The organism is Pseudomonas sp. NPDC087336 (assembly GCF_044744285.1).
Lineage (GTDB): Bacteria > Pseudomonadota > Gammaproteobacteria > Pseudomonadales > Pseudomonadaceae > Aquipseudomonas.
In genome coordinates this window covers 1-25,165 of the sequence record NZ_JBIUYA010000049.1, presented here as the reverse complement: position 1 = coordinate 25,165, position 25,165 = coordinate 1, and the positions used below count along the sequence as shown (strand labels likewise).

Below are 25,165 nucleotides of genomic sequence, written 5' to 3'. Positions count from 1 at the left end.
AACCAGAGAACCTGGCAGGAACGCACGGATGCCGTTACCGTCGACAGTGAAGCCGCCTTTAACCTTACCGTTGATAACGCCCTTGACCACTTCTTCGGCTGCGAAGGCTGCTTCCAGAACAATCCAGCATTCAGCGCGCTTGGCTTTTTCACGGGACAGCTTGGTTTCGCCAAAGCCGTCTTCAACCGAGTCCAGCGCAACGTGAACTTCGTCACCGACGTTGATAGTCAGGTCGCCAGCGTCGTTGTAGAACTGCTCAAGCGGGATGAGTGCTTCAGACTTCAGGCCAGCGTGAACGGTTACCCAGCGAGCTTGGTAATCGATATCAACGATAACACCGGTGATGATGGAGCCTGCCTGAAGGTTCAGGGTTTTTAGGCTTTCTTCAAAGAGTTCCGCAAAGCTTTCGCTCATTTTAATTCCTGTGAATGAGGGCGAAGGATACGCCCATCTCCACACCCCAGACGGTGTGGGTTAGTTTCATTTAAAAGAAGCGCCACAGGACTATGACTGGTCCCCTGCGGCCTTCTTGGTCACCCGGCGATATCGCGAATGGCGATCTCGCTCATGATGCGTTCCAGCACCTGGTCGATGGATAATTCCGTGGAATCCAGCTGTATGGCGTCAGCCGCCGGCTTGAGCGGGGCTACCGCTCGCTGGGTGTCACGCTCATCGCGTGCACGTATCTCATCTAGCAGACTCGACAGACTAACATCGTCGCCTTTGCCCTTCAACTGCAAATATCGACGACGCGCCCTTTCCTCGGCACTGGCGGTCAGGAAAATCTTCAGGGGCGCATCCGGAAACACCACCGTACCCATGTCGCGACCATCGGCCACCAGGCCCGGTGCTTCCTGGAAAGCGCGCTGACGCTGCAGCAGCGCCTCGCGCACCGCGGGCAACGCAGCCACTTGGGACGCACCCGAGCCGATGCTTTCGGTACGGATCACATCGCTGACTTCGTCACCTTCCAGGATGATGCGCTGCAGCTGACCTTCTGTCGCCGCGATGAACTGCACATCCAGATGAGCGGCGAGTTTCTTCAGCAGCTCTTCATTGGTCAGGTCGACGCCGTGGTTGTGGGCAGCGAAGGCCAGCAGGCGGTACAGCGCACCGGAATCCAGCAGGTTCCAACCCAGGCGATTGGCCAGGATCCCGGCGATCGTGCCTTTGCCCGAACCACTTGGACCATCGATGGTGATGACCGGTGCATTGCTCTTCACGACTGAGCCTCTTGGGCAACGCGGATACCGACCTGCGCGCACAGCGCGAGGAAGTTGGGGAACGAGGTGGCGACGTTGGCACAGTCATGGATGCGGATCGGTGCAGTGGCGCGCAGCGAGGCAACGCTGAAGGCCATGGCAATCCGGTGGTCACCGTGACCGTGCACTTCACCGCCGCCGATCTGGCCGCCGTCGATGATAATGCCATCCGGGGTCGGTTCACATTTTACGCCCAATGCCAGCAAACCATCGGCCATGACCTGGATGCGGTCCGACTCCTTGACCCGCAGCTCTTCGGCGCCGGTCAATACAGTGCGCCCTTCAGCACAAGCAGCCGCCACGAACAGCACTGGGAATTCGTCGATGGCCAGCGGAACCAGCGCCTCGGGAATCTCGATACCCTTGAGTTTAGCTGCACGCACACGCAGGTCAGCCACTGGCTCGCCGCCGACTTCGCGCTGGTTTTCCAGGGTGATGTCAGCGCCCATCAGGCGCAGGATATCAATCACACCGGTGCGGGTCGGGTTGATGCCGACATGCTCGAGCACCAGCTCCGATCCTTCGGCGATCGATGCGGCCACCAGGAAGAACGCCGACGATGAGATGTCGCCCGGCACTTCGATGTGGGTCGCGGTCAGCTTGCCGCCGGACTCGACCGAAGCCGTTGCACCGTCAACGCTCACCGGGTAGCCGAAGCCACGCAGCATGCGCTCGGTGTGGTCACGGGTTGGCGCAGGCTCGGTAACGGTGGTCTTGCCTTCGGCGTACAGACCCGCCAGCAGCAGGCAGGATTTAACCTGGGCACTGGCCATCGGCATGGTGTAGGTCAGGCCCTTGAGCTTGTTGCCGCCACGAATGGTCATCGGCGGACGGCCTTCAGCGGCGGTCTCGATCACGGCGCCCATCTCGCGCAGCGGGTTGGCCACGCGATTCATCGGACGCTTGGACAGCGAAGCGTCGCCAGTCAGGGTGCTATCGAAGTCCTGCGCGGCCAGCAGGCCAGACAACAGGCGCATCGAGGTGCCGGAGTTACCCAGGTAGATCGGGCCCGGTGCTGGCTTGAGGCCATGCAGGCCGACACCGTGAATGGTCACGCGACCATGGTGCGGGCCCTCGATGACCACGCCCATGTCACGAAACGCCTGCAAAGTCGCCAGGGCGTCTTCGCCCTCGAGGAAGCCTTCGACTTCGGTGACGCCTTCGGCCAGGGAGCCCAGCATGATCGAACGGTGGGAAATCGACTTGTCGCCTGGTACGCGAATCCGACCGGACAGGCGGCCACCAGGTTGAGCCAGGAAAATCAGATCGTTTGAATTCATAGCGTCCACATAGGCCCGACGGGCCAGGATTTTACTGAAATGCTCGCGGGCAACCCGGGCGCGCGTGAAAACGCCCAACAATTGGTGCCCATCCCCTGCATCGACCGCGTCGCGCAAGGCGTCGAGGTCGCTGCGAAATGTATCGAGTGTGCGCAGGACAGCTTCGCGGTTAGCGAGGAAGATGTCATGCCACATGACCGGGTCGCTCCCGGCGATTCTTGTGAAATCGCGGAAACCGCCCGCAGCGTAACGGAAGATCTCAAGATTTTCATTGCGCTTGGCCAGCGAGTCGACCAGGCCGAATGCCAGCAAGTGCGGCAGATGGCTGGTGGCCGCCAACACTTCGTCGTGCCGCTCGACCTGCATGTGCTCGACATCGGCGCCCAGCTCGCGCCACAAGCGGTCGACCACGGCCAAGGCTTGCGGATCGGTCTGCTCCAGCGGTGTCAGGATCACTTTGTGGCGACGGAACAGTTCGGCATTGGAGGCTTCCACCCCGCTCTGCTCGGAACCGGCGATCGGATGGCCCGGCACGAAACGCGCCGGCATGCCACCAAAGGCTTCGCGCGCGGCACGCACGACATTGCCCTTGGCGCTGCCGACGTCCGTCAGGATCGCTTGCCCCAGGTCCATGCCAGCCAATCGGCCGAGCATTTTTTCCATGGCGAGGATCGGCACGGCCAACTGGATCACGTCGGCGCCCTGGCAAGCGACTGCCAGGTCGTCTTCGCAGCGATCCACCACACCCAATTCGACCGCCAGCTTGCGCGACTGCGGGTCGAGGTCGACCCCGACCACTTCGCGGCACACGCCACTTTCGCGCAAACCCTTGGCAAACGAACCGCCGATCAACCCCAGGCCGACCACCACCAGGCGCCCGATCAAGGGTTCAGCAGATTGCGGCACAGTGACATCAACCACGGGCCATAACCTTGGTCAGCGCCTCGAGGAAGCGGCTGTTTTCCGCCGGCAGGCCGATGGTGACGCGCAAGTGGTTCGGCATGCCGTAGTTGGCCACCGGACGCACGATCACGCCTTCGCGCAGCAAGCCCTGGAACACCGGAGCCGCTTCGCGACCCAGATCAACGCAGATGAAGTTGCCTTTGGATGGAATCCAGCTCAACCCCAGGTCACGCAAACCCGCTTCCAGTTGCTGCATGCCCGAGTCGTTCAAGCGACGACTTTCAGCCAGGTACTCGGCGTCTTGCAACGCAGCGCACGCAGCGGCCAAGGCCAGGCTGTTGACGTTGAACGGTTGGCGCACACGGTTCAACACATCGGCGACCACGGCGGTAGACAAGCCATAACCTACGCGCAATGCCGCCAGGCCGTAGGCCTTGGAGAAGGTACGCGACACCAGCAGGTTCGGGTAGGCCGCCAGGAAGTCCAGGCCGTCCGGCAGGTCGCTGCCTTCGGCGTATTCGATGTAGGCCTCATCCAGCACCACCAGCACGTGCTCCGGCACATCCTGGAGGAATTCGTCCAGCGCCTCGGTATCGAACCAGGTCCCGGTCGGGTTGTTCGGGTTGGCGATGAAGACTACGCGGGTATTGGCGTCGATCGCCGCCAGCATCGCCGGCAGGTCATGCCCCCAATCCTTGGCCGGGATCACTTTGGCCTGGGCGCCGACGGCCTGGGTCACGATCGGGTAGACCGCAAACGCATGCTCGCTGAACACCGCATTCAGGCCCGGCGCCAGGTAGGCGCGCGCCACCAGCTCAAGGATGTCGTTGGAGCCGTTGCCCAACGTTACCTGATTGAGCTCGACGCGACACTGTTCGGCCAGCAGGGTCTTGAGCGCAAAACCATTGCCATCCGGATAACGGGTCAGCTCGACCAGCGCATCACGGATGGCGGCCAGGGCCTTGGGGCTCGCACCCAACGGGTTTTCGTTGCTCGCCAGTTTGACGATGCTGGCCGGATCGAGGTCCAGCTCACGGGCCAGTTCGTCCACGGGTTTGCCCGGAACGTAAGGCGAAAGTTGTTGCACGCCCGGCTGTGCCAGAGCGAGGAAATTGCCACTCATTTGCTACCGCCCCTTAGAGAACTGCTTTCGGGTAGGAACCCAGCACTTTGAGTGCTACTGCTTCCTGGCTGATCTTTTCCAGCACACCTTTTACCAGCGGGTCGCGGTGGTGGCCGACGAAGTCGATGAAGAACACGTAGGTCCATTTACCGCTGCGCGACGGACGGGTTTCGATGCGCGTCAGGTCGATGCCGTTGTCGTGGAACGGCACGAGCAATTCGTGCAGCGCGCCCGGCTTGTTGCTCATCGAGACGATGATCGAAGTCTTGTCGTCGCCGGTCGGCGGCACTTCCTGGTTACCGATCATGAGGAAACGCGTGGAGTTGTCCGGACGGTCCTCGATTTTCTCGGCCAGGCGGGTCAGCCCGTACAAGCCGGCCGCCATGTCGCCGGCGATCGCCGCCGAGTTCCACTCACCTTTGACCCGCTTGGCCGCCTCAGCATTGCTGGACACCGCCACGCGCTCGACATTCGGGTAATGGGCGTCCAGCCACTTGCGGCACTGGGCCAGGGACTGGGCGTGGGAGTAGATGCGGCTGATGCTGTCGGTCTTGGTGTTTTCACCGACCAACAGGTGGTGGTGAATCCGCAACTCGACTTCACCACAGATCACCATGTCGTGCTCAAGGAAGCTGTCCAGGGTGTGGTTGACCGCGCCCTCGGTGGAGTTTTCCACCGGGACCACGCCAAAGTTCACCGCACCGGCCGCCACTTCACGGAACACTTCGTCGATGGCCGCCATCGGCTTGCTGATCACGGCGTGACCGAAGTGCTTCATGGCCGCGGCCTGGGTGAAGGTGCCTTCAGGGCCGAGGTACGCCACTTTCAGCGGCTGCTCGAGGGCCAGGCACGAGGACATGATTTCGCGGAACAGCCGCGCCATCTCTTCATTGCCCAGCGGCCCCTGGTTGCGCTCCATGACACGCTTGAGCACCTGAGCTTCGCGCTCGGGACGATAGAACACCGGCACTTCGCCTTCGGCCAGCGAGGCCATCTTTACTCGCGCAACTTCCTGGGCGCAGCGTGCGCGCTCACTGATCAGCTCCAGGACTTTTTCGTCCAGGGCATCAATGCGCAGGCGCAGTGCCTTGAGTTCTTGCTCAGACATTAGCCATGTTCCTTCTCGAACTCTGCCATGTACGCCACCAGCGCGTTGATCGCGTTGATGTCGACGGCGTTATAGATGGAGGCGCGCATGCCACCCACGGAACGGTGGCCCTTGAGGTTCAGCAGACCACGCTCGTCGGCGCCGGCCAGGAACGGCTTGTCCAGACGGTCGTCCGCCAGGCGGAACGGTACGTTCATCCACGAGCGGTCCGACTTGTTGATCGGGTTGCTGTAGAGGCCGCTGGCGTCGATGAAGTCGTACAGCGTGCGCTGCTTGACGTCATTGAGCTTGCCGATGGCCTCGACACCACCCTGCTCTTTCAGCCACTCGAACACCAGGCCAGACAGGTACCAGGCCAGGGTCGGCGGGGTGTTGTACATCGAGCCGTTGTCGGCCGCGACCTTGTAGTTGAGCATGGTCGGGCAGATGGAACGGGCGTGACCCAGCAGGTCTTCGCGAACGATGTTCACGACGATGCCGCTCGGGCCGATGTTTTTCTGGGCGCCGGCGTAGATCATGCCGAAACGCGAAACATCGATCGGACGCGAGAGGATGTCCGAGGACATGTCGGCCACCAAGGGCACGTCACCGGTCTCGGGAACCCACTGGAATTCCAGGCCGCCGATGGTTTCGTTCGGCGCGTAGTGGACGTAGGCCGCGTCTTTCGACAGCTTCCATTCGTTCTGGCCGGGAATGGCGAAATAGTCGTAGGGCTTGGCGGTGGCGGCAACATTGACGTTACCGAAGCGCGACGCCTCTTCGATGGCTTTCTGCGACCAGATACCGGTGTCGATATAGTCGGCGGTGCCGTTTTCAGGCAACAGGTTCAGGGGAATCTGAGCGAACTGCTGGCTGGCGCCACCTTGCAGGAACAGCACTTTATAGTTCGAGGGGATATTCAGCAGATCACGCAGATCCTGCTCGGCCTTGGTGGCGATGGACACGAACTCATCACTGCGATGGCTCATTTCCATGACCGACAGGCCCTTGCCGTGCCAGTCGAGGAGTTCACCCTGGGCGCGCTGCAGGACAGCTTCGGGAAGCGCCGCAGGACCGGCACAGAAGTTATAGGCTCTCTTGCTCACATCCAATCTCGCTCTGATTTGGTGGTCACTTAAATCTTTTGGTCTGCGGATGATCGTTCCCACGCTCTGCGTGGGAATGCATCCAATGACGCTCTGCGTCATGGGACGCGGAGCGTCCCGAGCGGCATTCCCACGCAGAGCGTGGGAACGATCCTGTGCAGTGTCGCAAATTTTCAAACAGGACAAACAACAAGGGGGCGAATTTTCATCCGCCCCCTTGTTGCCCACTTACTCCTGTGGCTCTTCGTCAGCGGCGGCGTCGAGTTGCTGGTCTTCGACGATGTCGTCGATCACGACATTGCTGTCGAACTCAGCGCCTTCTTCACCTTCCAGCTCTTCACCCTCGACTTCCGACGGCTCCTGGACCCGCTCCAGACCAACCAGCGTTTCATCGTTGGCCAGCTTGATCAGGGTCACGCCCTGGGTGTTACGACCCAGGCTGGAGACTTCGTCGACACGAGTGCGGACCAGGGTACCCTGGTCGGAAATCAGCATGATTTCCTCGCCGTCGAGCACCTGGACCGCACCGACCAGACGGCCGTTACGCTCGTTGCTGACCATGGCGATAACGCCCTGGCCGCCACGCTTGTACTCAGGGAACTCGGTGATCGCGGTGCGCTTGCCGTAGCCACGCGCCGAAGCGGTGAGGATCTGGCTGCCTTCTTCCGGGATCAGCATGGAAATCAGCTTCTGCCCTTCCGGCAGGCGCATGCCGCGTACACCGCGGGCGGTACGGCCCATGGCTCGAACGTCGGATTCCTTGAAGCGAGTGACCTTGCCGCCGTCGGAGAACAGCATGACTTCGCGCTCGCCATCGGTAATGGCCGCGGAAATCAGCACGTCGCCTTCGTCCAGCTCCAGCGCGATCAGGCCGACGCTGCGTTGACGGCTGAAGGATTCCAGCGGGGTCTTCTTCACGGTGCCGTTGGCGGTGGCCATGAAGATGAAATGACCTTCGGTGTATTCCTCGACCGGCAGCATGGTGGTGATGTACTCACCATCATCCAGCGGCAGCAGGTTGACCAGCGGACGACCACGGGCGGCACGGGACGCTTCCGGGATTTCGTAGGTTTTCAGCCAGTACACCTTGCCCTTGCTAGAGAACAGCAGCAGCGTGGTGTGGCTGTTGGCAACCAGCAGGTGAGCGATGTAGTCCTCATCCTTGACGCCGGTCGCCGACTTGCCTTTACCGCCACGACGCTGGGCCTGGTAGGCCGCCAGCGGCTGGGTCTTGGCGTAGCCACCGTGGGAAATGGTCACGACGCGATCTTCTTCCGGGATCATGTCGCCCAGGGTCAGGTCCAGACGCGCATCGAGGATCTCGGTGCGACGCACGTCGCCGTATTCGGCACGGATCACTTCCAGCTCTTCGCGGATCACTTCCATCAGGCGCGTGGCGCTGTTGAGGATGCGGATCAGCTCGCCGATCTGGTTGAGGATCTCTTGATACTCGGCCAGCAGCTTTTCGTGTTCCAGGCCGGTCAGGCGGTGCAGACGCAGTTCCAGGATGGCTTGCGCCTGCTCTGGCGACAGGAAGTACTTGCCGTCGCGCAGGCCGTATTGCGGATCGAGGTTTTCCGGACGGCACGAATCGGCACCGGCACGCTCCACCATCGCCACCACCGCGGAGGACTCCCAAGGGGTGCTGACCAGCGCTTCCTTGGCTTCCGACGGGGTCGGAGAGGCCTTGATCAGGGCGATGACCGGGTCGATGTTCGACAGGGCTACCGCTTGACCTTCAAGGATGTGACCACGCTCGCGCGCCTTGCGCAATTCGAACACGGTACGACGGGTAACCACTTCGCGACGGTGACGGACGAAGGCTTCCAGCAGGTCCTTGAGGTTCAGGATGCGTGGACGGCCGTCGATCAGCGCGACGATGTTGATACCGAACACCGCTTGCAGCTGGGTCTGGGCGTAGAGGTTGTTGAGGATGACCTCAGGCACTTCGCCGCGACGCAGCTCGATCACGACGCGCATACCGTCCTTGTCGGACTCGTCGCGCAGTTCGGTGATGCCTTCGAGTTTCTTCTCCTTGACCAGCTCGGCGATCTTCTCGATCAGGCGGGCCTTGTTCAGCTGGTAAGGCAGTTCGGTAATGACGATCTGCTGGCGACCACCGACCTTGTCGATGTCTTCGATTATCGAGCGGGCACGCATGTAGATGCGCCCGCGACCGGTGCGGTAGGCTTCGATGATGCCGGCGCGACCGTTGATGATCGCGGCGGTCGGGAAGTCCGGACCGGGGATGTACTGCATCAGCTCGTCGACGGTCAGCTCGGGGTTGTCGATGAGCGCCAGGCAACCGTCGATGACTTCACCGAGGTTGTGCGGCGGAATGTTGGTCGCCATGCCCACGGCGATACCGCTGGAGCCGTTGACCAGCAGGTTGGGAATACGGGTCGGCATGACCGCCGGGATCATTTCGGTGCCGTCGTAGTTCGGCACCCAGTCCACGGTTTCTTTATGCAGGTCAGCCAGCAGCTCGTGCGCCAGCTTGGTCATGCGCACTTCGGTGTATCGCATGGCCGCGGCGTTGTCGCCGTCAACCGAACCGAAGTTGCCCTGGCCGTCTACCAGCAGGTAGCGCAGGGAAAATGGCTGCGCCATCCGAACGATGGTGTCGTACACCGCGGTATCACCGTGCGGGTGATACTTACCGATCACGTCACCGACAACACGGGCAGATTTCTTGTACGGCTTGTTGAAGTCGTTGCCCAGCTCGCTCATCGCGAACAGCACGCGCCGGTGCACGGGCTTCAAGCCATCGCGCGCATCCGGCAGTGCCCGCCCGACAATTACGCTCATCGCGTAGTCGAGATAGGACTGCTTCAGCTCGTCTTCGATATTGACCGGGAGGATTTCTTTGGCCAGTTCGCCCATGAGAAGCCTGATTCCTTTTTCTGGTGAAACTTCGTCTCATCCATATGGGACGAACGAAGCTCGCCGCTGCAGGCTGAGTGCCGTGCACCGACTTACGACAAATCAACGAGTTATGCCATGGATCTGCGCAGTAAAGGTCGCCCCGCGGAGCAACCTTGGAAACCGCCGGATGTTATCACAAGAGCCGCCACGCACCTATCCCCCTGATGCGCATGGAGCATAGTTAGTTGACCGATGACAGGCTTGAAGGGGATCAGAGGGGCTTAGAGCCGGATTGAATGCTGAATTGGGGGTTGATTTTGGCTAATTCATTGCCTTTTAGGGCCTCTTCGCGGGCAAGCCCGCTCCTACCGTGTTTGCGGCGTTCACAAAACCTGTAGGAGCGAGGCTTGCCCGCGAAGGCAATTTAACAGGCGCCAGAGGTCATCAATGCAGACGCTTGCGGCACATCAACTGCGTCATCTTCGCCGTATCCGGCCGCTCGACGATGCCTTTTTCGGTGACGATTGCGTCGATCAGGTCCGCCGGGGTCACGTCGAACACCGGGTTGAACGCATCGACATCCGCCCCGAGCCGCTGACCACCCACCTCCAGCAACTCACGCTCGTCTCGCTCCTCGAGCACAATGTCGTCGCCACTGGCCAGTTCCATGTCGATGGTCGAACTCGGCGCCACCACCATGAAGCGCACCCCGTGGTGCATGGCATTGACCGCCAGCTGATAGGTGCCGATCTTGTTGGCCACGTCGCCATTGGCGGTAATGCGGTCCGCGCCGACGATGACCCAGGTGACACCCTTGATCTTCATGATGTGCGCAGCGGCGGAGTCCGCATGCAGGGTCACCGGAATGCCCTCGTTGGCCAGCTCCCAGGCGGTCAGGCGCGAGCCTTGCAGCCATGGACGGGTTTCGCTGGCATACACGCGTTCGACCATACCCTCGATGAAGGCGCCGCGAATCACCCCCAGCGCCGTTCCGAAGCCACCAGTGGCCAGCGCGCCGGTGTTGCAGTGGGTCAGGATCGCCTGGGCATTGCCCTGGTGCTTGCGGATCAGGTCGACGCCCAGTTGTGCCATCGTCAGGTTGGCTTCGCGGTCGCTTTCGTGAATGGCCAGGGCCTCGGCTTCCAGCACGGACAAGGGGTCCGCGTGTTTTTTCAGCCGTGCCAGGCGCTCGCGCATGCGGCCCAGCGCCCAGAACAGGTTGACCGCGGTCGGACGGGCATCCGCAAGCTGCGCGAAATCCTCCTCCAGCGCTGCCTGCCAGTGGCCGCCTTCGGCGAGCCGGGCGCGCGCCGCCAGCACAACGCCATAAGCGGCACTGATGCCGATAGCCGGCGCGCCGCGCACCACCATCGAGCGAATGGCCTCGGCCACGCCCGCCGCGCTGGTGCAGGCGATCCAGGTTTGCTCGAACGGCAAAACACGCTGGTCCAGCAAGTACAGGGTGCCATCACGCCAATCGATGGCCTTTACCTTCTCAGCAGCCAACAGTCGATCGCGCATCCCACACCCCGCAGTCAGAAACAAAAGCCGCCGATTATAGCGATCCCCCGGCGAAGACGCTCGGGTATACTTCGCCATCCTTTACAAAAGCCCTGGAACCGATCCTCGATGCCGAACACTGCCGTTGCGCTCGATCTGTTGTTGCTGCCGACCTGGCTGGTACCCGTCGAACCCGCTGGCGTCGTGCTCAAGGATCATGGCCTGGGCATCCGTGACGGGCGCATCGTCTTCATCGGTCCACGCCGCGATGCCCTGCAGCTTAACGCAACCGAAGTGCGCGAACTGCCGGACATCCTGCTCAGCCCCGGCCTGATCAATGCCCATGGGCATGCGGCAATGACCCTGTTCCGTGGCCTGGCCGACGATCTGCCGCTGATGACCTGGCTGGAAAACCACATCTGGCCGGCCGAGGCCAAGTGGGTCGACGAGAAATTCGTGCGCGACGGCACGGACCTGGCCATCGCCGAACAGCTCAAGGGCGGCATCACCTGCTTCTGTGACATGTATTTCTTCCCGAAGGTTGCCAGCGAGCGCGTGCACAACAGCGGCATTCGCGCACAAATCGCGATTCCGATCCTCGATTTCCCGATTCCGGGCGCCAGCACGGCGGACGACGCGATTCGCCAGGGTGTCGAGTTGTTTGGCGACCTCAAGCATCACCAACGGATCAAAATCACCTTCGCCCCCCATGCACCCTACACCGTGGGCGATGAAAACCTGGAAAAAATCCGGGTGATCGCCGAAGAGCTGGACGCGTCGATCCACATGCATGTGCACGAAACCGCTTTCGAAGTGCAGCAAGCGCTCGAACAGCGGGGTGAACGGCCGCTGGCCCGCCTGGCGCGCCTGGGCCTGCTGGGGCCACGTTTCCAGGCGGTGCACATGACCCAGATCAGCGAGGAAGACCTGGCGCTGCTGGTAGAAAGCAACACCCATGTCATTCACTGCCCGGAGTCGAACCTGAAGCTGGCCAGCGGTTTCTGCCCGGTGGAGCGTTTGTGGCAGGCCGGGGTCAACGTGGCCATCGGCACCGACGGCGCCGCCAGCAACAATGACCTGGACCTGCTGGGCGAAACCCGTACCGCCGCCCTCCTGGCCAAGGCCGTCGCGGGCTCGGCCACCGCGCTGGACGCCCACAGCGCCTTGCGCATGGCCACCCTCAACGGTGCACGCGCACTGGGGATCGAAGCCGAGGTGGGCTCGCTGGAACTCGGCAAGGCCGCCGACATCGTCGCGTTCGATCTCTCGGGCCTGGCCCAGCAACCGGTCTACGACCCGGTTTCGCAGCTTATATATGCCAGCGGCCGCGATTGCGTGAAACACCTTTGGGTCGCGGGCAAGCAACTGCTCGACGACCGCCGCCTGACGCGCCTGGATGAACAACAACTGGTCGCCACCGCCAAGGCCTGGGGCCAGCGCATCAGCGGCCGCAAAGAATCGTAAGCCCCCCCCGGACCCAACACCGGGGCTACAGGATTTTTCAAGTTTTAGAGGACTTAAACCATGAGCAACGTCGACTACGCCGAAATCGCCAAATTCGAAGCCCTGGCCCATCGCTGGTGGGACCGCGAGAGCGAATTCAAACCACTGCACGACATCAATCCGCTGCGCGTCAACTGGATTGACGAACGCGTCAACCTGGCCGGAAAGAAAGTCCTCGACGTCGGTTGCGGCGGCGGCATCCTCAGTGAAGCCATGGCCCAGCGCGGTGCGACCGTGACCGGCATCGACATGGGCGAAGCGCCGTTGGCGGTGGCCCAACTGCATCAGCTGGAATCGGGTGTGAACGTCGAATACCGGCAGATCACCGCCGAAGCCCTGGCCGAGGAAATGCCGGAACAGTTCGACGTGGTCACCTGCCTGGAAATGCTCGAACACGTACCGGACCCGTCTTCGGTGATCCGCGCGTGCTTCCGCATGGTCAAGCCGGGCGGCCAGGTGTTCTTCTCCACCATCAACCGCAACCCGAAGGCTTATCTGTTCGCCATCGTCGGCGCCGAATACATCATGAAGCTGTTGCCACGCGGCACCCACGACTTCAAGAAGTTCATCCGCCCTTCCGAGCTCGGTGCCTGGAGCCGTATGGCCGGCCTGACCGTCAAGGACATCATCGGCCTGACCTACAACCCGCTGACCAAGCATTACAAACTGGCGTCCGACGTGGACGTCAACTACATGATCCAGACCCTGCGCGAGGAGTAAGCAGATGCGTATCAGAGCAGTTCTTTTCGACATGGACGGCACCCTGCTCGACACCGCGCCGGACTTCATTGCGATTTGCCAGGCGATGCGTGCCGACCGCGGTTTGCCGCCGATCAACGACAAGCACATCCGCGACGAAATCTCCGGCGGTGCCAAGGCGATGGTCGCAGTGACCTTCTCCATGGACCCGGAGTCCCCAGGCTTCGAGGCATTGCGCCTGGAATTCCTCGAGCGCTACCTGGTGGGCTGCGCGGTTCACAGCAAGCTGTTCGACGGCATGGGTGAACTGCTGGCCGACATCGAGAAGGCCAACCTGATCTGGGGCGTGGTCACCAACAAGCCGCTGCGCTTCGCCGAGCCGATCATGCAGCAGCTGGGGCTGGCCGAGCGCTCGGCACTGCTGATCTGCCCGGATCATGTAAAGAACAGCAAACCGGACCCGGAGCCTTTGATCCTCGCCTGCAAGATGCTCGACCTCGACCCGGCCAGCGTGCTGTTCGTGGGCGATGACCTGCGCGACATCGAATCGGGTCGCGATGCCGGCACCCGGACGGCCGCCGTGACGTTCGGCTACATCCACCCGGACGACAATCCGCGGCATTGGGGCGCGGACGTGGTGGTCGATCATCCGCTGGAGTTGCGCAAGGTGCTCGATAGCGCCCTCTGTGGCTGCTGAGAGCCAGTACCGGATTTTGCAATTCGGCGTGAATGCTGACGCCTTCGCGGGCAAGCCCGCTCCCACAAGGTCCGGGGTGATCGCAAATTTTGTATCCTCCACAGGATCTGTGGGAGCGGGCTTGCCCGCGAATGGCCGCGCCGCGATCTGTCGTCTGTTTTCGTGAGGTTTTTTATGTTTGATTATTCCGCCCGCCCCGATCTGCTCAAGGACCGGGTCATCCTGGTCACCGGCGCCGGTCGTGGCATTGGCGCTGCCGCCGCCAAAACCTATGCCGCCCATGGTGCCACTGTCCTGTTGCTGGGCAAGACCGAAGCCAACCTGATCCAGGTCTACGACGAGATCGAAGCCGCCGGCCATCCGCAACCGGCCGTGATCCCGTTCAACCTCGAAACCGCCCTGCCCCATCAATACGATGAGCTGGCCGCGATGATCGAAAGCGAATTCGGCCATCTCGATGGCCTGCTGCACAACGCGTCGATCATCGGTCCGCGCACCCCGATCGAGCAGCTGTCCGGCGAAAACTTCATGCGCGTCATGCAGATCAACGTCAACGCCATGTTCATGTTGACCAGCACCCTGCTGCCACTGCTCAAGCTGTCCCAGGATGCCTCGGTGGTGTTCACCTCCAGCAGCGTCGGGCGCAAGGGTCGCGCATACTGGGGCGCTTACGGGGTCTCGAAATTCGCCACCGAAGGCCTGATGCAAACCCTGGCCGACGAAGTCGACAGCGTGGCGCCAGTTCGTTCCAACAGCATCAACCCGGGGGCCACCCGCACCAGCATGCGCGCCCAGGCCTATCCGGGTGAAAACCCGCTGAACAACCCGACACCCGAAGAGATCATGCCGGTCTACCTCTACCTGATGGGCCCGGACAGCACCGGTATCAACGGCCAGGCGTTCAACGCCCAGTAATACCGTACGTCGCTTTTGTGCCGCGTCGACTTCCCGACGCGGCACAACAACGACAACGCGCTTTCAGTCAAACAACCGTCGCAAAATTCCCCTCGCCAACTTAAGCTCTTATCAACTAATTGATAAATAAGGCTTTTTACTAAAAACCAATTAAATGGCACGACTTTCGCTGTGTATTTGTCCGAACCGTCGTTGGGAAAGCCGAGGCTGCGAGGCCAAATTGCCGATTACTAATCTGCAATAAAGCAGATTAAGCTTGTACGAAATGTCCTACGGGACTGACGGACCAGTATGAAGCGCAGCCCTGAGCCGCTCGCACCCAGCTTGTAAGACAGCCTTACTGCTCAAGGGCGTACGCCATATGAAACCACCTTCCCAGACCAACGCAATTGACTTTGACAGCGCCAAATTGCAACGCCTGGGCTTTGGCCAGCAGCCACCGATACTTGAGAGGCCCGTCAGCCTTGCGCAGTTGCGTCAACAATTGAACCTGCAGCTGCAAACCAGCCTCGAGCCGCAACGCATTCTCGGGCTGTTCTACCGCGAAATCCAGCGACTGGTACCCCTTGACGCCTTGAGCTACCTGCACAAGAGCAGTGACTTGCGCCTGGAATTCGGCCTGCGGGGCCACCATTCGATCAGCTACAGCCTGAGCCACGAAGGCGAGCACCTGGGCGAATTGATCTTTCGCCGCAACCAGCGTTTCAGCGAACAGGAACAGGCCAACCTTGAGTCTCTGCTGGCCGCGCTGCTCTATCCGATGCGCAATACCCTGCTATACCGCGCCGCCACCCAAAGTGCATTGCGTGATCCGCTGACGGACACCGGCAATCGCATCGCCATGGACCAGACGCTGCAGCGCGAAATCGAGCTGGCGCGACGCCATATGCAGCCCCTGTCGGTGTTGATGCTGGACATCGATCACTTCAAGCAGATCAACGACACCCATGGGCACAGTGCCGGCGATGACGTGCTCAAGGCGGTGGCCGCCTCGATCAAGAACCAGCTGCGTAATGTCGACATGGTGTTTCGCTACGGTGGCGAAGAGTTCCTGATCCTGCTGTCCAACACCAGCCGGGAGGCGGCGGCCCTGGTCGGCGAACGCCTGCGGTGCGCAGCGCAGACCGAGGATTATCCGGCCGATGGCCGCACGGTCGGGCTGACAGTCAGCCTCGGCTGCTCGACCTTGTTGCCCGGGGAATCCGCCGAGAGTTTGCTGCGCAGAGCCGACAGCGCACTGTATGTCGCCAAGCGCGAGGGGCGTAATCGTTTGACGATGGCGGGGTGATATCCAAATACACCCCCCATTGGCCTCTCTGACGCCTTCGCTGGCAAGCCAGCTCCTACAGGGTTTTGTCTTCGGACCTACCGCACCGCGCCACGCAGTTCACCCACCATGGCCTGCAGCTTCGCTGGTTGCGCCGCCTCAACGGCCACCATCGGCCCCGCCACCAGCGTCACCCGCGACCACAAGCGGCGAAACAGCCCCTTGCCCGGATCGCGGCTGAAGAAGCTGCCCCACAATCCCTGCAATGCCAGGGGAATGACCGGCACCGGGGTTTCTTCGAGAATGCGCGTGAGCCCACCCTTGAATTCGTTGATCTCGCCATCCGCGGTCAATTTGCCCTCGGGGAAGATGCACACCAACTCGCCGTTCTTCAGATATTGCGCAATGCGCGTGAAGGCCTTTTCGTAGATCTGGATGTCTTCCTGGCGGCCCGCGATCGGAATCGTCCCCGCGGTGCGAAAGATGAAATTGAGCACCGGCAAGTTGTAGATCTTGTAGTACATGACGAAGCGGATCGGCCTACGCACCGCACCGCCAATCAGCAAGGCATCGACGAACGACACGTGATTGCACACCAGCAACGCCGCTCCCTCATCGGGAATCAGGTCCAGGTTGCGATGCTCCACTCGGTACATGGAATGGCTGAGCAGCCAGATCATGAAACGCATGGTGAACTCGGGAACGATCCTGAAGATGTAGGCGTTGACACCGATGTTGAGTAACGACACCACCAGGAACAACTGCGGGATCGACAACTTGACCATGCTCAACAGGATGATCGAGACGATCGCCGACACCACCATGAACAGCGCGTTGAGGATGTTGTTGGCGGCGATCACCCGGGCCCGTTCGTTCTCGGCGGTGCGCGACTGGATCAGGGCATACAGCGGCACGATGTAGAAACCACCGAACACCCCCAGGCCGAGGATGTCGAGCAACACCAGCCAGGCGTGACCAAAACCGAGTATCTCGAGCCAGCCATGGCCCAAGGCATTTTCAGGAATCCCGCCGGAATGCCACCACAGCAACAGGCCAAACACGGTCAACCCGAAGGAGCCGAATGGCACCAGGCCGATTTCGACTTTGCGCCCGGAGAGTTTCTCGCAAAGCATCGAACCGACGGCGATGCCGACCGAGAACACCGTCAGGATCAAGGTCACGACGGTTTCGTCGCCGTGCATCCATTCCTTGGCATAGGCCGGGATCTGCGTCAGGTAGATCGCCCCGACAAACCAGAACCAGGAGTTGCCGACAATCGAACGCGACACCGCCGGGGTCTGCCCAAGGCCCAGTTTCAGCGTGGCCCAGGACTGGCTGAAGATGTTCCAGTTCAGGCGCATTTCCGGCGAGGCCGCCGCCGCCCGCGGAATACCGCGGCTGGCCAGGTAACCGAGCACGGCGATAGCGATGATCGCGGTGGACACCACCGGCGCGTAGTGACTGGACGACATCATGATGCCGGCACCGATGGTCCCGGCCAGGATCGCCAGGAAAGTACCCATTTCCACCAGGCCGTTGCCCCCCACCAGTTCGTCTTCACGCAGGGCCTGGGGCAGGATCGAGTACTTCACCGGCCCGAACAGCGCCGAGTGCGTGCCCATGGCGAACAGCGCCAGCAGCATCAACGACAGGTGATCGAACAGGAAGCCCACCGCACCCACCGCCATGATGACGATCTCCCCGAGCTTGATCAGGCGGATCAGCGCGTCCTTGGCGAATTTCTCGCCGAACTGCCCGGCCAGCGCCGAGAACAGGAAAAACGGCAGGATGAACAGCAACGCGCACAGGTTGACCCAGATCGAACGGTCACCTTCGATCGACAGCTTGTACAGAATGGCGAGGATCAACGACTGCTTGAAGATGTTGTCGTTGAACGCCCCGAGGGACTGGGTCACGAAGAACGGCAGGAAACGCCGGGTGCGCAGTAAGGTGAACTGTGAAGGGTGACTCATCTTCCATGTGTCCCTGAAGCTTATGAGTGGGTAGCGAGTGGCGTGGATACAGTCTTGGAATGTCGCACGTCGATCCAGGCCACACATTACCTAATCTTTGCCGGTTATTTCTTCAATCCTGCAATGCACGGTGAGACAAACAGCTCGCCGCGCCAGGCGCCTTGCACCGTACGCTTGGCGACGATCAGCCACATCACGATCAGCAGGCTCACCAGCACACAACCAAAGACACTAAAAAACTTCAGGTGCAGCGTGCTGGCCAGTTTCAACGTTGCCAGAGAATAGACGCCCAAGGGAAAGGTGAAACCCCACCAGCCGAGATTGAAAGGAATGCCGGCACGCAGATAACGCAGGGTAATCAGCACGGCCATCAGCATCCACCACAGGCCAAAGCCCCATAGGGTGATCCCGGCGACCAGGCCCAGCCCCGCGGCAATTTCACCGATACCCGACAAACCGGTGGCGGCAAAGATGACCGGCGCATCGGCACCCAACAGCAACATGCCCAGCGCACCGGTACCAATCGGCCCGAGTGCCAGCCAGCTCGAAGCGGCCATGTTTTCGTGGGGCAGTTTATGCAGCGCCATGCGCAGCAGCAGAATCGTCAGGATGCTGAACGCCACCGGCAGGGAAAATGCCCAGAGCACGTAGCTGGTCACCAGCATCACCAGTTGCCCATGGGCATCGGCCAGGTGTGGTGCCAGCAAGCCACCGCTGGCGGCCGCCACTTCCGCTGCCACCACCGGCAACAGCCAGACCGCGGTCATCTGATCGATGCTGTGCTCCTGTCGAGTGAACATCAGGAAGGGAATCAGCACCCCGCACGCCACCGACATCGCTACGTCCAGCCACCACAAGGCCTCGGCAAGGTGGATCACGCCGTCGCCCCAGCGCGGCAAACCGAACAGCACAAAGCCGTTGATGATGGTCGCCAGACCCATGGGGATCGTGCCGAAAAACATCGATACCGTGGAGTGGCCAAAAATCCGCCGCGCCTCATCGAAAAACATCACCCAGCGCGCCGCGTACAGCGCCGTGAATAACAGGAACAGAACGATATTGAACAGCCAAAGGGATTCGGCAATGGCGTGCAGCACTGGACTGTCAACGGGCAATTGCACCAGCGCCAAGGCCAGCACCCCGGTGCCCATGGTGGCGGCGAACCAGTTAGGGGTGAACTGGCGGATGACTTCACGCGGGCGCTGCAAATGACTGAACGGTTTGATACCGGGCTTGAGGGTTTTGGGGCATGTCATGGCGAACTCCTGTCCTCTCGTGAGGTGGAGCCCATCTTAGATCCGGATAGAATATCTATATAACGGGTAATATCTCTAACTGTTATCTATTTTGCAGATAATCAATCAATCACCTGCAACGCACGCCCGGGCCCTGCGTTGCCACAACGACATCAGCAAGGCGCCGACGGACAGGATGATCAGCCCCGCACCATAGCCATCGGCAGTCGCCACCAGGCCGAACGTATGCGTCAGGTTTCCGGCAAGGAACGACGGCAGACAGAACGCCAGGTAACTAAGCACGTAAAACGCCGACATCAATCCCGCCCGCTCATGGGGCAAGGCCAGGGGCACCAGGCTGCGTACGGCACCAAGGAATCCGGCACCGAAACCACAACCGGCCACGAGCGTGCCCAGGAAAAACAGGGACAGACTCGCGCCGTGCACACCCAGCAGGATCAGCACGATACCCGCCGGCAGCAAACCGGTGCCCAGCTGCAGCGCTTTGCCGGCGGGCTGATTGCGCAGGGTGAAAATCATCGAGGCACCAGTCAACGTCAAGGCCGCGACCGTTGCTCCACCAATCAGGTTCGAGGTCGAACCGGTGGCCGTACGCACCAGCGACGGTGCCAGCGATGCGTAAAAACCGCCGAGCGCCCAGGTGGCCACGTTGATCGGCAACACCCGCCACAGGGTCGAGCGCGCTTGAACAGGCACATGCAGTGTCGGGCGCAACGATGCCCAGGCCCCAGCCTGGGGCGATACGCTCTCTGGCAAACGCCAGACATACACGGCCTGCAACGCAAACAGGGCGAGGAGCAGCCAGTAAGTCAACTGCAGGGGCGCGGGTGCGAACTCCGCCAACAAGCCGCAACCCATGCCGCCCATGGCCATGCCGAGCAAGGGCGCAACGCTATTGATCAGTGGCCCCTGCTGGCGATCGACATCCAGCAAGGTGGCACTGAGCACGGCGGTCGCCATGCCGGTGGCGAAACCTTGCAGCACCCGGGCACCGATCAGCCAGGCGACGCTGTCGGCATCAATAAACAACAGCATCGCCACGCTATTGAGCACGACCGCAGTGAAAATCACCGGCTTGCGTCCCAGGTAGTCCGAGAGCGAACCCACCGTCAGCAGCGCGGCCAGCAGGCTGAGGGCATATACGCCGAAAATCAGGGTGAGCATGGCGGCGGAAAACTGCAGCTGTTCCTGATACAAGTGATACAACGGCGTCGGTGCCGTCGAAGCCGCCAGGAAACTGAGCAAGGTAATGGCCAGGAACCACAGGCTTGCACGGTGTGAATGAGAACTGGACATGGGCACACTCCACAAAAGCTAATTTTTTGCTTTTGCGGAGTGTGCTACCGACTGGCGCTTAAAGCAAATTCTTTGTGTTAAGGTCAGATGCACGACCCTATAGAGCCCCGCGAAGCAGGATACACGCAATGACAGCGCCCACTTTACGTCCCGGCGGCCGTAGCGCCCGGGTTCAGGAATCGATCCATACCGCTGTGCGCGAACTGCTCGAAGAGCAAGACCGCGCCAGCGTCACCGTGCCACAAATCGCCGCGCGCGCGGGGGTCACGCCTTCGACCATTTATCGGCGCTGGGGGGACCTGTCGGCGCTGCTGGCGGACGTCGCCCTGGCACGCATGCAACCGGAAACCGAGTCGCCCGATACCGGCAGCCTGGCGGGCGACGTGCGGGCCTGGGCGGATCAGTATCTGGATGAGATGAGTTCCGCCCCCGGTCGCAACATGCTGCGCGATGTGCAAGCGAGCCTGAAACCGAGCTATTGCGCGACCATCATTGGTGGGCAATTGCAGGTGATTCTGGATCGCTATCCGGATCAGCCGACACCCGGTGTCGATCGGTTGATAAACATGGTGGCGGCCCCCATTGTGTTTCGCATCCTGTTTTCCGAGGCGCCCCTGGAGAGCGAGGAGTTGCACCGGTTGATCGAGATTGCTTTGGGTCAATAAAGCCGCCTTCGCGAGCAAGCTCGCTCCTACAGGGGATCGCGGTCCAAGGGCCTCCCCTGCGACATCCCGCCACGCCACGACCTTGGTCGACACTGACTAACCCCGGCCATCGTGCGAGACTGTCTGTCCGGGCGGGAGGCCCGGGTGTCTTTGGTTTCCTGGAGTTCCCATGTCGCTGTCCAGCGGGCTGATTGCCGTCGTCGCCCTGGCCTATATGGCCATCATGTTCGCCATCGCCTTTTACGGCGACCGTCGCAGCGCGCCCCTGCCGCCGCGGATGCGGGCCTGGGTGTACAGCCTGTCGCTGGCGGTCTACTGCACCAGCTGGACCTTCTTCGGCGCGGTGGGCCAGGCTGCCGAGCAGCTGTGGTCCTTCCTGCCGATCTACCTCGGGCCGATCCTGCTGTTGATTGGCGCGCCGTGGGTCCTGCAGAAAATGGTGATGATCAGCAAGCAGGAGAACATCACCTCCATTGCCGACTTCATTGCCGCCCGCTATGGCAAGTCGCAATCCCTGGCGGTGGTGGTGGCCCTGATCTGCCTGGTGGGTGTGCTGCCCTACATCGCATTGCAGCTCAAGGGCATCGTGCTCGGGGTGAACCTGCTGATCGGCGCCGGCGCCGATGCCATGGGGGTTCGCGCGCAGGACACCGCGCTGGTGGTGTCCCTGGTCCTGGCGCTGTTCACCATCGTCTTTGGCACGCGCAACCTCGACGCCACGGAACACCACCGCGGCATGGTGTTGGCGATTGCGTTCGAATCGCTGGTCAAGCTGTTCGCTTTCCTGGCAGTTGGCGCCTACGTGACCTTCGGCCTGTACGACGGCTTCGATGACCTGTTCGACCAGGCCATGCTCGCCCCGCGCCTCGAGGAATACTGGAAGGAGACCATCAACTGGCCATCCATGGTGGTGCAGACCGGCGTGGCGATGATGGCGATCATCTGCCTGCCGCGGCAGTTCCACGTGACCGTGGTCGAGAACATCGACCCGCAGGATCTGCGCCTGGCCAAATGGGTGTTCCCGGCCTACCTGGCCTTGGCGGCCCTGTTCGTCGTGCCGATCGCACTGGCGGGCCAGATGATGCTGCCCAGTTCCGTGTTGCCGGACTCCTTCGTCATCAGCCTGCCACTGGCCCAGGCTCACCCTGCCCTGGCGTTACTGGCCTTTATCGGCGGCGCATCGGCAGCCACCGGCATGGTGATCGTGGCCAGCGTGGCGCTGTCGACCATGGTCTCCAACGACATGCTGCTGCCCTGGCTGCTGCGCCGCAACAATGCCGAGCGTCCGTTCGAGGTGTTCCGCCAGTGGATGCTGTCGGTGCGCCGCGTGGCCATCGTGGTCATCCTGCTGCTGGCCTACGTCAGTTATCGCCTGCTGGGATCGACCGCCAGCCTGGCGACCATCGGCCAGATCGCCTTCGCCGCCGTGACGCAACTGGCGCCGGCGATGCTCGGCGCGCTGTACTGGAAACAGGCCAACCGCCGCGGCGTATTCGCCGGCCTCGCCGCCGGTACATTCCTGTGGTTCTACACGCTGATCCTGCCGATTGCCGCCCACAGCCTTGGTTTGTCCCTGAGCAGTTTCCCGGGCCTGGCCTGGCTGCACAGCAACCCGCTGAACCTGCCGATCACCCCGCTGACCCAGGGCGTGGTGCTGTCGCTGGCGGGCAACTTCACGCTGTTCGCCTGGGTCTCGGTGCTGTCGCGCACCCGCGTGTCGGAGCACTGGCAGGCCGGGCGCTTCATCGGCCAGGAAATCAGTGCGCGGCCCAGTGCACGCTCGCTGCTCGCGGTACAGATCGACGACCTGCTGCAACTGGCCGCACGCTTCGTCGGTGAAGAACGCGCCCGGCAGAGCTTCATCCGTTTTGCCTACCGCCAGGGCAAGGGCTTCAATCCGAACCAGAACGCCGATGGTGAATGGATCGCCCACACCGAACGATTACTCGCGGGTGTGCTGGGCGCTTCGTCGACTCGCGCCGTGGTGAAAGCCGCCATTGAAGGCCGGGAGATGCAGTTGGAGGACGTCGTGCGCATCGCCGACGAAGCCTCGGAAGTCCTGCAATTCAACCGCGCGCTGCTGCAAGGCGCGATCGAGAACATCACCCAGGGCATCAGCGTGGTCGACCAGTCGCTGAAACTGGTGGCCTGGAACCGCCGCTACCTGGAACTGTTCAACTACCCGGATGGCCTGATCAGCGTCGGCCGGCCGATTGCCGACATCATCCGCTACAACGCCGAGCGCGGCCTGTGCGGCCCCGGCGAAGCCGAAGTGCACGTCGCGCGACGCCTGCACTGGATGCGCCAGGGTCGGGCGCATACCTCCGAGCGGCTGTTTCCCAATGGCCGGGTGATCGAACTGATCGGCAACCCGATGCCCGGCGGCGGTTTCGTCATGAGTTTCACCGACATCACCGCGTTCCGCGAAGCCGAGCAGGCGTTGACCGAGGCCAACGAGGGCCTGGAGCAGCGCGTCACCGAACGCACCCACGAGCTGTCGCAACTCAACGTGGCCCTGACCGAAGCCAAGGGCACCGCCGAGGCCGCGAACCAGTCGAAAACCAGGTTCCTGGCGGCCGTCAGCCATGACCTGATGCAACCGTTGAACGCCGCGCGCCTGTTCTCCGCCGCCCTGACGCACCAAGACGACGGCTTGTCCGCCGAGGCGCAAAAACTGGTCCAGCACCTGGACAGTTCGCTGCGCTCGGCCGAAGACCTGATCAGCGATTTGCTGGATATTTCCCGCCTGGAAAACGGCAAGATCAACCCGGATGCCAAGCCGTTCGCGCTCGATGAGTTGTTCACCACCCTGGGTGCCGAGTTCAAGGCGCTGGCGCGGGACCAGGGCCTGGAATTTCGCGTCAGGAGCAGTACGTTGCGCATCGACAGCGACATCAAGCTGTTGCGCCGCATCCTGCAGAATTTCCTGACCAACGCGTTCCGCTATGCCAAAGGGCCGGTGCTGCTGGGCGTGCGCCGTCGCCAGGGTGAGGTGTGCCTGGAAGTGTGGGACCGTGGGCCAGGCATACCGGAAGACAAGCAACAGGTGATCTTCGAAGAATTCAAACGCCTCGACAGCCATCAGACCCGCGCCGAGAAAGGGCTTGGGCTGGGGCTGGCGATCGCCGACGGATTATGTCGCGTGCTGGGGCACACGTTGCGCGTACGCTCGTGGCCGGGGCGCGGCAGCGTATTCAGCGTCAGCGTGCCCCTGGCCCGCGCGCAAGCCGCGCTGCCGAACAAGGCGGTCGAACTCAATGGCAAGCTGCCCAGCGGCGCCCATGTGCTGTGCATTGACAACGAAGACAGCATCCTGATCGGCATGAACAGCTTGCTCACCCGCTGGGGCTGCCAGGTCTGGACCGCGCGCAACCGCCAGGAATGCATGGCCCTGCTCGGCGAAGGCGTACGCCCGCAACTGGCGCTGGTGGATTACCACCTGGACGATGGCGACACCGGCACCGAACTGATGGCGTGGCTGCGCACCCGACTGGGCGAGCCGGTACCCGGCGTGGTGATCAGCGCCGACGGACGCCCCGAGACCGTGGCCCAGGTGCATGCGGCGGGGTTGGATTATTTGGCCAAGCCAGTGAAACCGGCGGCGTTGCGGGCGTTGTTGAGTCGGCATTTGCCGCTATAACGCTTTCGCTTGGAATCGCGGGCCCTGCATACTGATCGTTCCCATGCTCCGCGTGGGAATGCCGCCAGGGACGCTCCGCGTTCCGCTTTCGACGCAAGGCTTGAGTCAGGTGCAGGGGTGACGCGGAG

18 protein-coding genes are annotated in these 25,165 nt (G+C 61.8%); 7 read left to right on the top strand and 11 right to left on the bottom strand.

The genetic code is table 11. From position 1 onward, the window contains the following. The 8 genes from ACIO0C_RS29535 to mtnA all read right to left on the bottom strand — a co-directional run. Window positions 1–414, bottom strand: a 414-nt coding sequence (locus tag ACIO0C_RS29535; RefSeq protein ID WP_401317779.1) for a S1 RNA-binding domain-containing protein, incomplete at its 3' end; no start/stop codon positions are given. A gap of 119 nt (window positions 415–533) precedes the next feature. Further along, a complete protein-coding gene (gene cmk / locus ACIO0C_RS29530; protein WP_401317777.1) occupies window positions 534–1,223 on the bottom strand; it encodes a (d)CMP kinase in 690 nt (229 codons plus the stop codon). Continuing rightward, window positions 1,220–3,427: a bifunctional prephenate dehydrogenase/3-phosphoshikimate 1-carboxyvinyltransferase gene (locus tag ACIO0C_RS29525; protein ID WP_401317781.1), complete on the bottom strand. Its 2,208-nt coding sequence runs from the start codon at window positions 3,425–3,427 to the stop codon at window positions 1,220–1,222. The genes cmk and ACIO0C_RS29525 overlap by 4 nt, the downstream gene beginning before the upstream one ends. 28 nt (window positions 3,428–3,455) lie before the next feature. Further along, complete coding sequence (gene hisC, locus ACIO0C_RS29520) at window positions 3,456–4,568, bottom strand: histidinol-phosphate transaminase (protein ID WP_401317774.1); 1,113 nt, start codon at window positions 4,566–4,568, stop codon at window positions 3,456–3,458. Window positions 4,569–4,581: 13 nt separating this feature from the next. Next, window positions 4,582–5,676, bottom strand: coding sequence for a prephenate dehydratase (gene pheA, locus ACIO0C_RS29515; protein WP_007939916.1), 1,095 nt, complete (start codon window positions 5,674–5,676; stop codon window positions 4,582–4,584). Further along, window positions 5,676–6,761, bottom strand: a complete 1,086-nt coding sequence (serC, locus tag ACIO0C_RS29510; protein WP_401317772.1) for a 3-phosphoserine/phosphohydroxythreonine transaminase — start codon at window positions 6,759–6,761, stop codon at window positions 5,676–5,678. Before serC ends, pheA begins: the two co-directional genes overlap by 1 nt. Before the next feature lie 228 nt (window positions 6,762–6,989). After that, entirely contained in the window at window positions 6,990–9,644 is a 2,655-nt protein-coding gene (gene gyrA / locus ACIO0C_RS29505; protein WP_401317770.1) for a DNA gyrase subunit A, read from the bottom strand. Window positions 9,645–10,070: 426 nt separating this feature from the next. Next, window positions 10,071–11,147 (bottom strand): S-methyl-5-thioribose-1-phosphate isomerase, encoded by a 1,077-nt coding sequence (gene mtnA / locus ACIO0C_RS29500; protein ID WP_401317768.1) that lies wholly within the window; start codon window positions 11,145–11,147, stop codon window positions 10,071–10,073. Window positions 11,148–11,255: 108 nt separating this feature from the next. Between mtnA and ACIO0C_RS29495 the strand changes: the two genes are divergently transcribed. The 5 genes from ACIO0C_RS29495 to ACIO0C_RS29475 all read left to right on the top strand — a co-directional run bounded on the left by ACIO0C_RS29495 (window position 11,256) and on the right by ACIO0C_RS29475 (window position 16,228). Further along, entirely contained in the window at window positions 11,256–12,590 is a 1,335-nt protein-coding gene (locus tag ACIO0C_RS29495; protein ID WP_401317766.1) for a TRZ/ATZ family hydrolase, read from the top strand. Between the two features lie 60 nt (window positions 12,591–12,650). After that, on the top strand, window positions 12,651–13,349 hold the full coding sequence (ubiG, locus tag ACIO0C_RS29490) for a bifunctional 2-polyprenyl-6-hydroxyphenol methylase/3-demethylubiquinol 3-O-methyltransferase UbiG (protein ID WP_008065228.1): 699 nt from the start codon (window positions 12,651–12,653) through the stop codon (window positions 13,347–13,349). Between the two features lie 4 nt (window positions 13,350–13,353). After that, complete coding sequence (mupP, locus tag ACIO0C_RS29485; RefSeq protein WP_020800131.1) at window positions 13,354–14,025, top strand: N-acetylmuramic acid 6-phosphate phosphatase MupP; 672 nt, start codon at window positions 13,354–13,356, stop codon at window positions 14,023–14,025. Between the two features lie 174 nt (window positions 14,026–14,199). After that, complete coding sequence (locus tag ACIO0C_RS29480; RefSeq protein ID WP_401317764.1) at window positions 14,200–14,940, top strand: YciK family oxidoreductase; 741 nt, start codon at window positions 14,200–14,202, stop codon at window positions 14,938–14,940. Between the two features lie 361 nt (window positions 14,941–15,301). Further along, complete coding sequence (locus tag ACIO0C_RS29475) at window positions 15,302–16,228, top strand: GGDEF domain-containing protein (protein ID WP_401317762.1); 927 nt, start codon at window positions 15,302–15,304, stop codon at window positions 16,226–16,228. A gap of 77 nt (window positions 16,229–16,305) precedes the next feature. Here the strand turns inward: ACIO0C_RS29475 and ACIO0C_RS29470 are convergent, their stop codons facing one another. From ACIO0C_RS29470 to ACIO0C_RS29460, 3 genes are all read right to left on the bottom strand, one after another. Further along, window positions 16,306–18,180, bottom strand: a complete 1,875-nt coding sequence (locus tag ACIO0C_RS29470; RefSeq protein WP_401317760.1) for an MFS transporter — start codon at window positions 18,178–18,180, stop codon at window positions 16,306–16,308. A 104-nt stretch (window positions 18,181–18,284) separates the two neighbouring features. After that, a complete protein-coding gene (locus tag ACIO0C_RS29465; RefSeq protein WP_401317758.1) occupies window positions 18,285–19,436 on the bottom strand; it encodes a TDT family transporter in 1,152 nt (383 codons plus the stop codon). A 105-nt stretch (window positions 19,437–19,541) separates the two neighbouring features. Next, the gene (locus ACIO0C_RS29460) at window positions 19,542–20,732 is read right to left on the bottom strand and encodes an MFS transporter (RefSeq protein WP_401317756.1); all 1,191 of its coding nucleotides are present in this window, start codon (window positions 20,730–20,732) and stop codon (window positions 19,542–19,544) included. A 128-nt stretch (window positions 20,733–20,860) separates the two neighbouring features. Here ACIO0C_RS29460 and ACIO0C_RS29455 point away from each other — a divergent pair, with 128 nt between their 5' ends. Together ACIO0C_RS29455 and ACIO0C_RS29450 are read left to right on the top strand one after the other, a co-directional pair. Beyond that, window positions 20,861–21,397, top strand: coding sequence for a TetR/AcrR family transcriptional regulator (locus ACIO0C_RS29455; RefSeq protein WP_401317754.1), 537 nt, complete (start codon window positions 20,861–20,863; stop codon window positions 21,395–21,397). A gap of 169 nt (window positions 21,398–21,566) precedes the next feature. Beyond that, on the top strand, window positions 21,567–25,037 hold the full coding sequence (locus ACIO0C_RS29450) for a NahK/ErcS family hybrid sensor histidine kinase/response regulator (protein WP_401317752.1): 3,471 nt from the start codon (window positions 21,567–21,569) through the stop codon (window positions 25,035–25,037). Window positions 25,038–25,165 lie beyond the last annotated feature (128 nt).

What these genes read in the sequence shown, in the direction of transcription:
- ACIO0C_RS29470 (WP_401317760.1), bottom strand. Translation starts at nt 18,180, where the DNA reads ATGAGTCACCCTTCACAGTTCACCTTACTGCGCACCCGGCGTTTCCTG.
- mtnA (WP_401317768.1), bottom strand. Translation starts at nt 11,147, where the DNA reads ATGCGCGATCGACTGTTGGCTGCTGAGAAGGTAAAGGCCATCGATTGG.
- ACIO0C_RS29455 (WP_401317754.1), top strand. Translation starts at nt 20,861, where the DNA reads ATGACAGCGCCCACTTTACGTCCCGGCGGCCGTAGCGCCCGGGTTCAG.
- ACIO0C_RS29475 (WP_401317762.1), top strand. Translation starts at nt 15,302, where the DNA reads ATGAAACCACCTTCCCAGACCAACGCAATTGACTTTGACAGCGCCAAA.
- ACIO0C_RS29450 (WP_401317752.1), top strand. Translation starts at nt 21,567, where the DNA reads ATGTCGCTGTCCAGCGGGCTGATTGCCGTCGTCGCCCTGGCCTATATG.
- mupP (WP_020800131.1), top strand. Translation starts at nt 13,354, where the DNA reads ATGCGTATCAGAGCAGTTCTTTTCGACATGGACGGCACCCTGCTCGAC.
- ACIO0C_RS29465 (WP_401317758.1), bottom strand. Translation starts at nt 19,436, where the DNA reads ATGACATGCCCCAAAACCCTCAAGCCCGGTATCAAACCGTTCAGTCAT.
- ACIO0C_RS29495 (WP_401317766.1), top strand. Translation starts at nt 11,256, where the DNA reads ATGCCGAACACTGCCGTTGCGCTCGATCTGTTGTTGCTGCCGACCTGG.
- ubiG (WP_008065228.1), top strand. Translation starts at nt 12,651, where the DNA reads ATGAGCAACGTCGACTACGCCGAAATCGCCAAATTCGAAGCCCTGGCC.
- ACIO0C_RS29460 (WP_401317756.1), bottom strand. Translation starts at nt 20,732, where the DNA reads ATGTCCAGTTCTCATTCACACCGTGCAAGCCTGTGGTTCCTGGCCATT.
- gyrA (WP_401317770.1), bottom strand. Translation starts at nt 9,644, where the DNA reads ATGGGCGAACTGGCCAAAGAAATCCTCCCGGTCAATATCGAAGACGAG.
- hisC (WP_401317774.1), bottom strand. Translation starts at nt 4,568, where the DNA reads ATGAGTGGCAATTTCCTCGCTCTGGCACAGCCGGGCGTGCAACAACTT.
- ACIO0C_RS29480 (WP_401317764.1), top strand. Translation starts at nt 14,200, where the DNA reads ATGTTTGATTATTCCGCCCGCCCCGATCTGCTCAAGGACCGGGTCATC.
- pheA (WP_007939916.1), bottom strand. Translation starts at nt 5,676, where the DNA reads ATGTCTGAGCAAGAACTCAAGGCACTGCGCCTGCGCATTGATGCCCTG.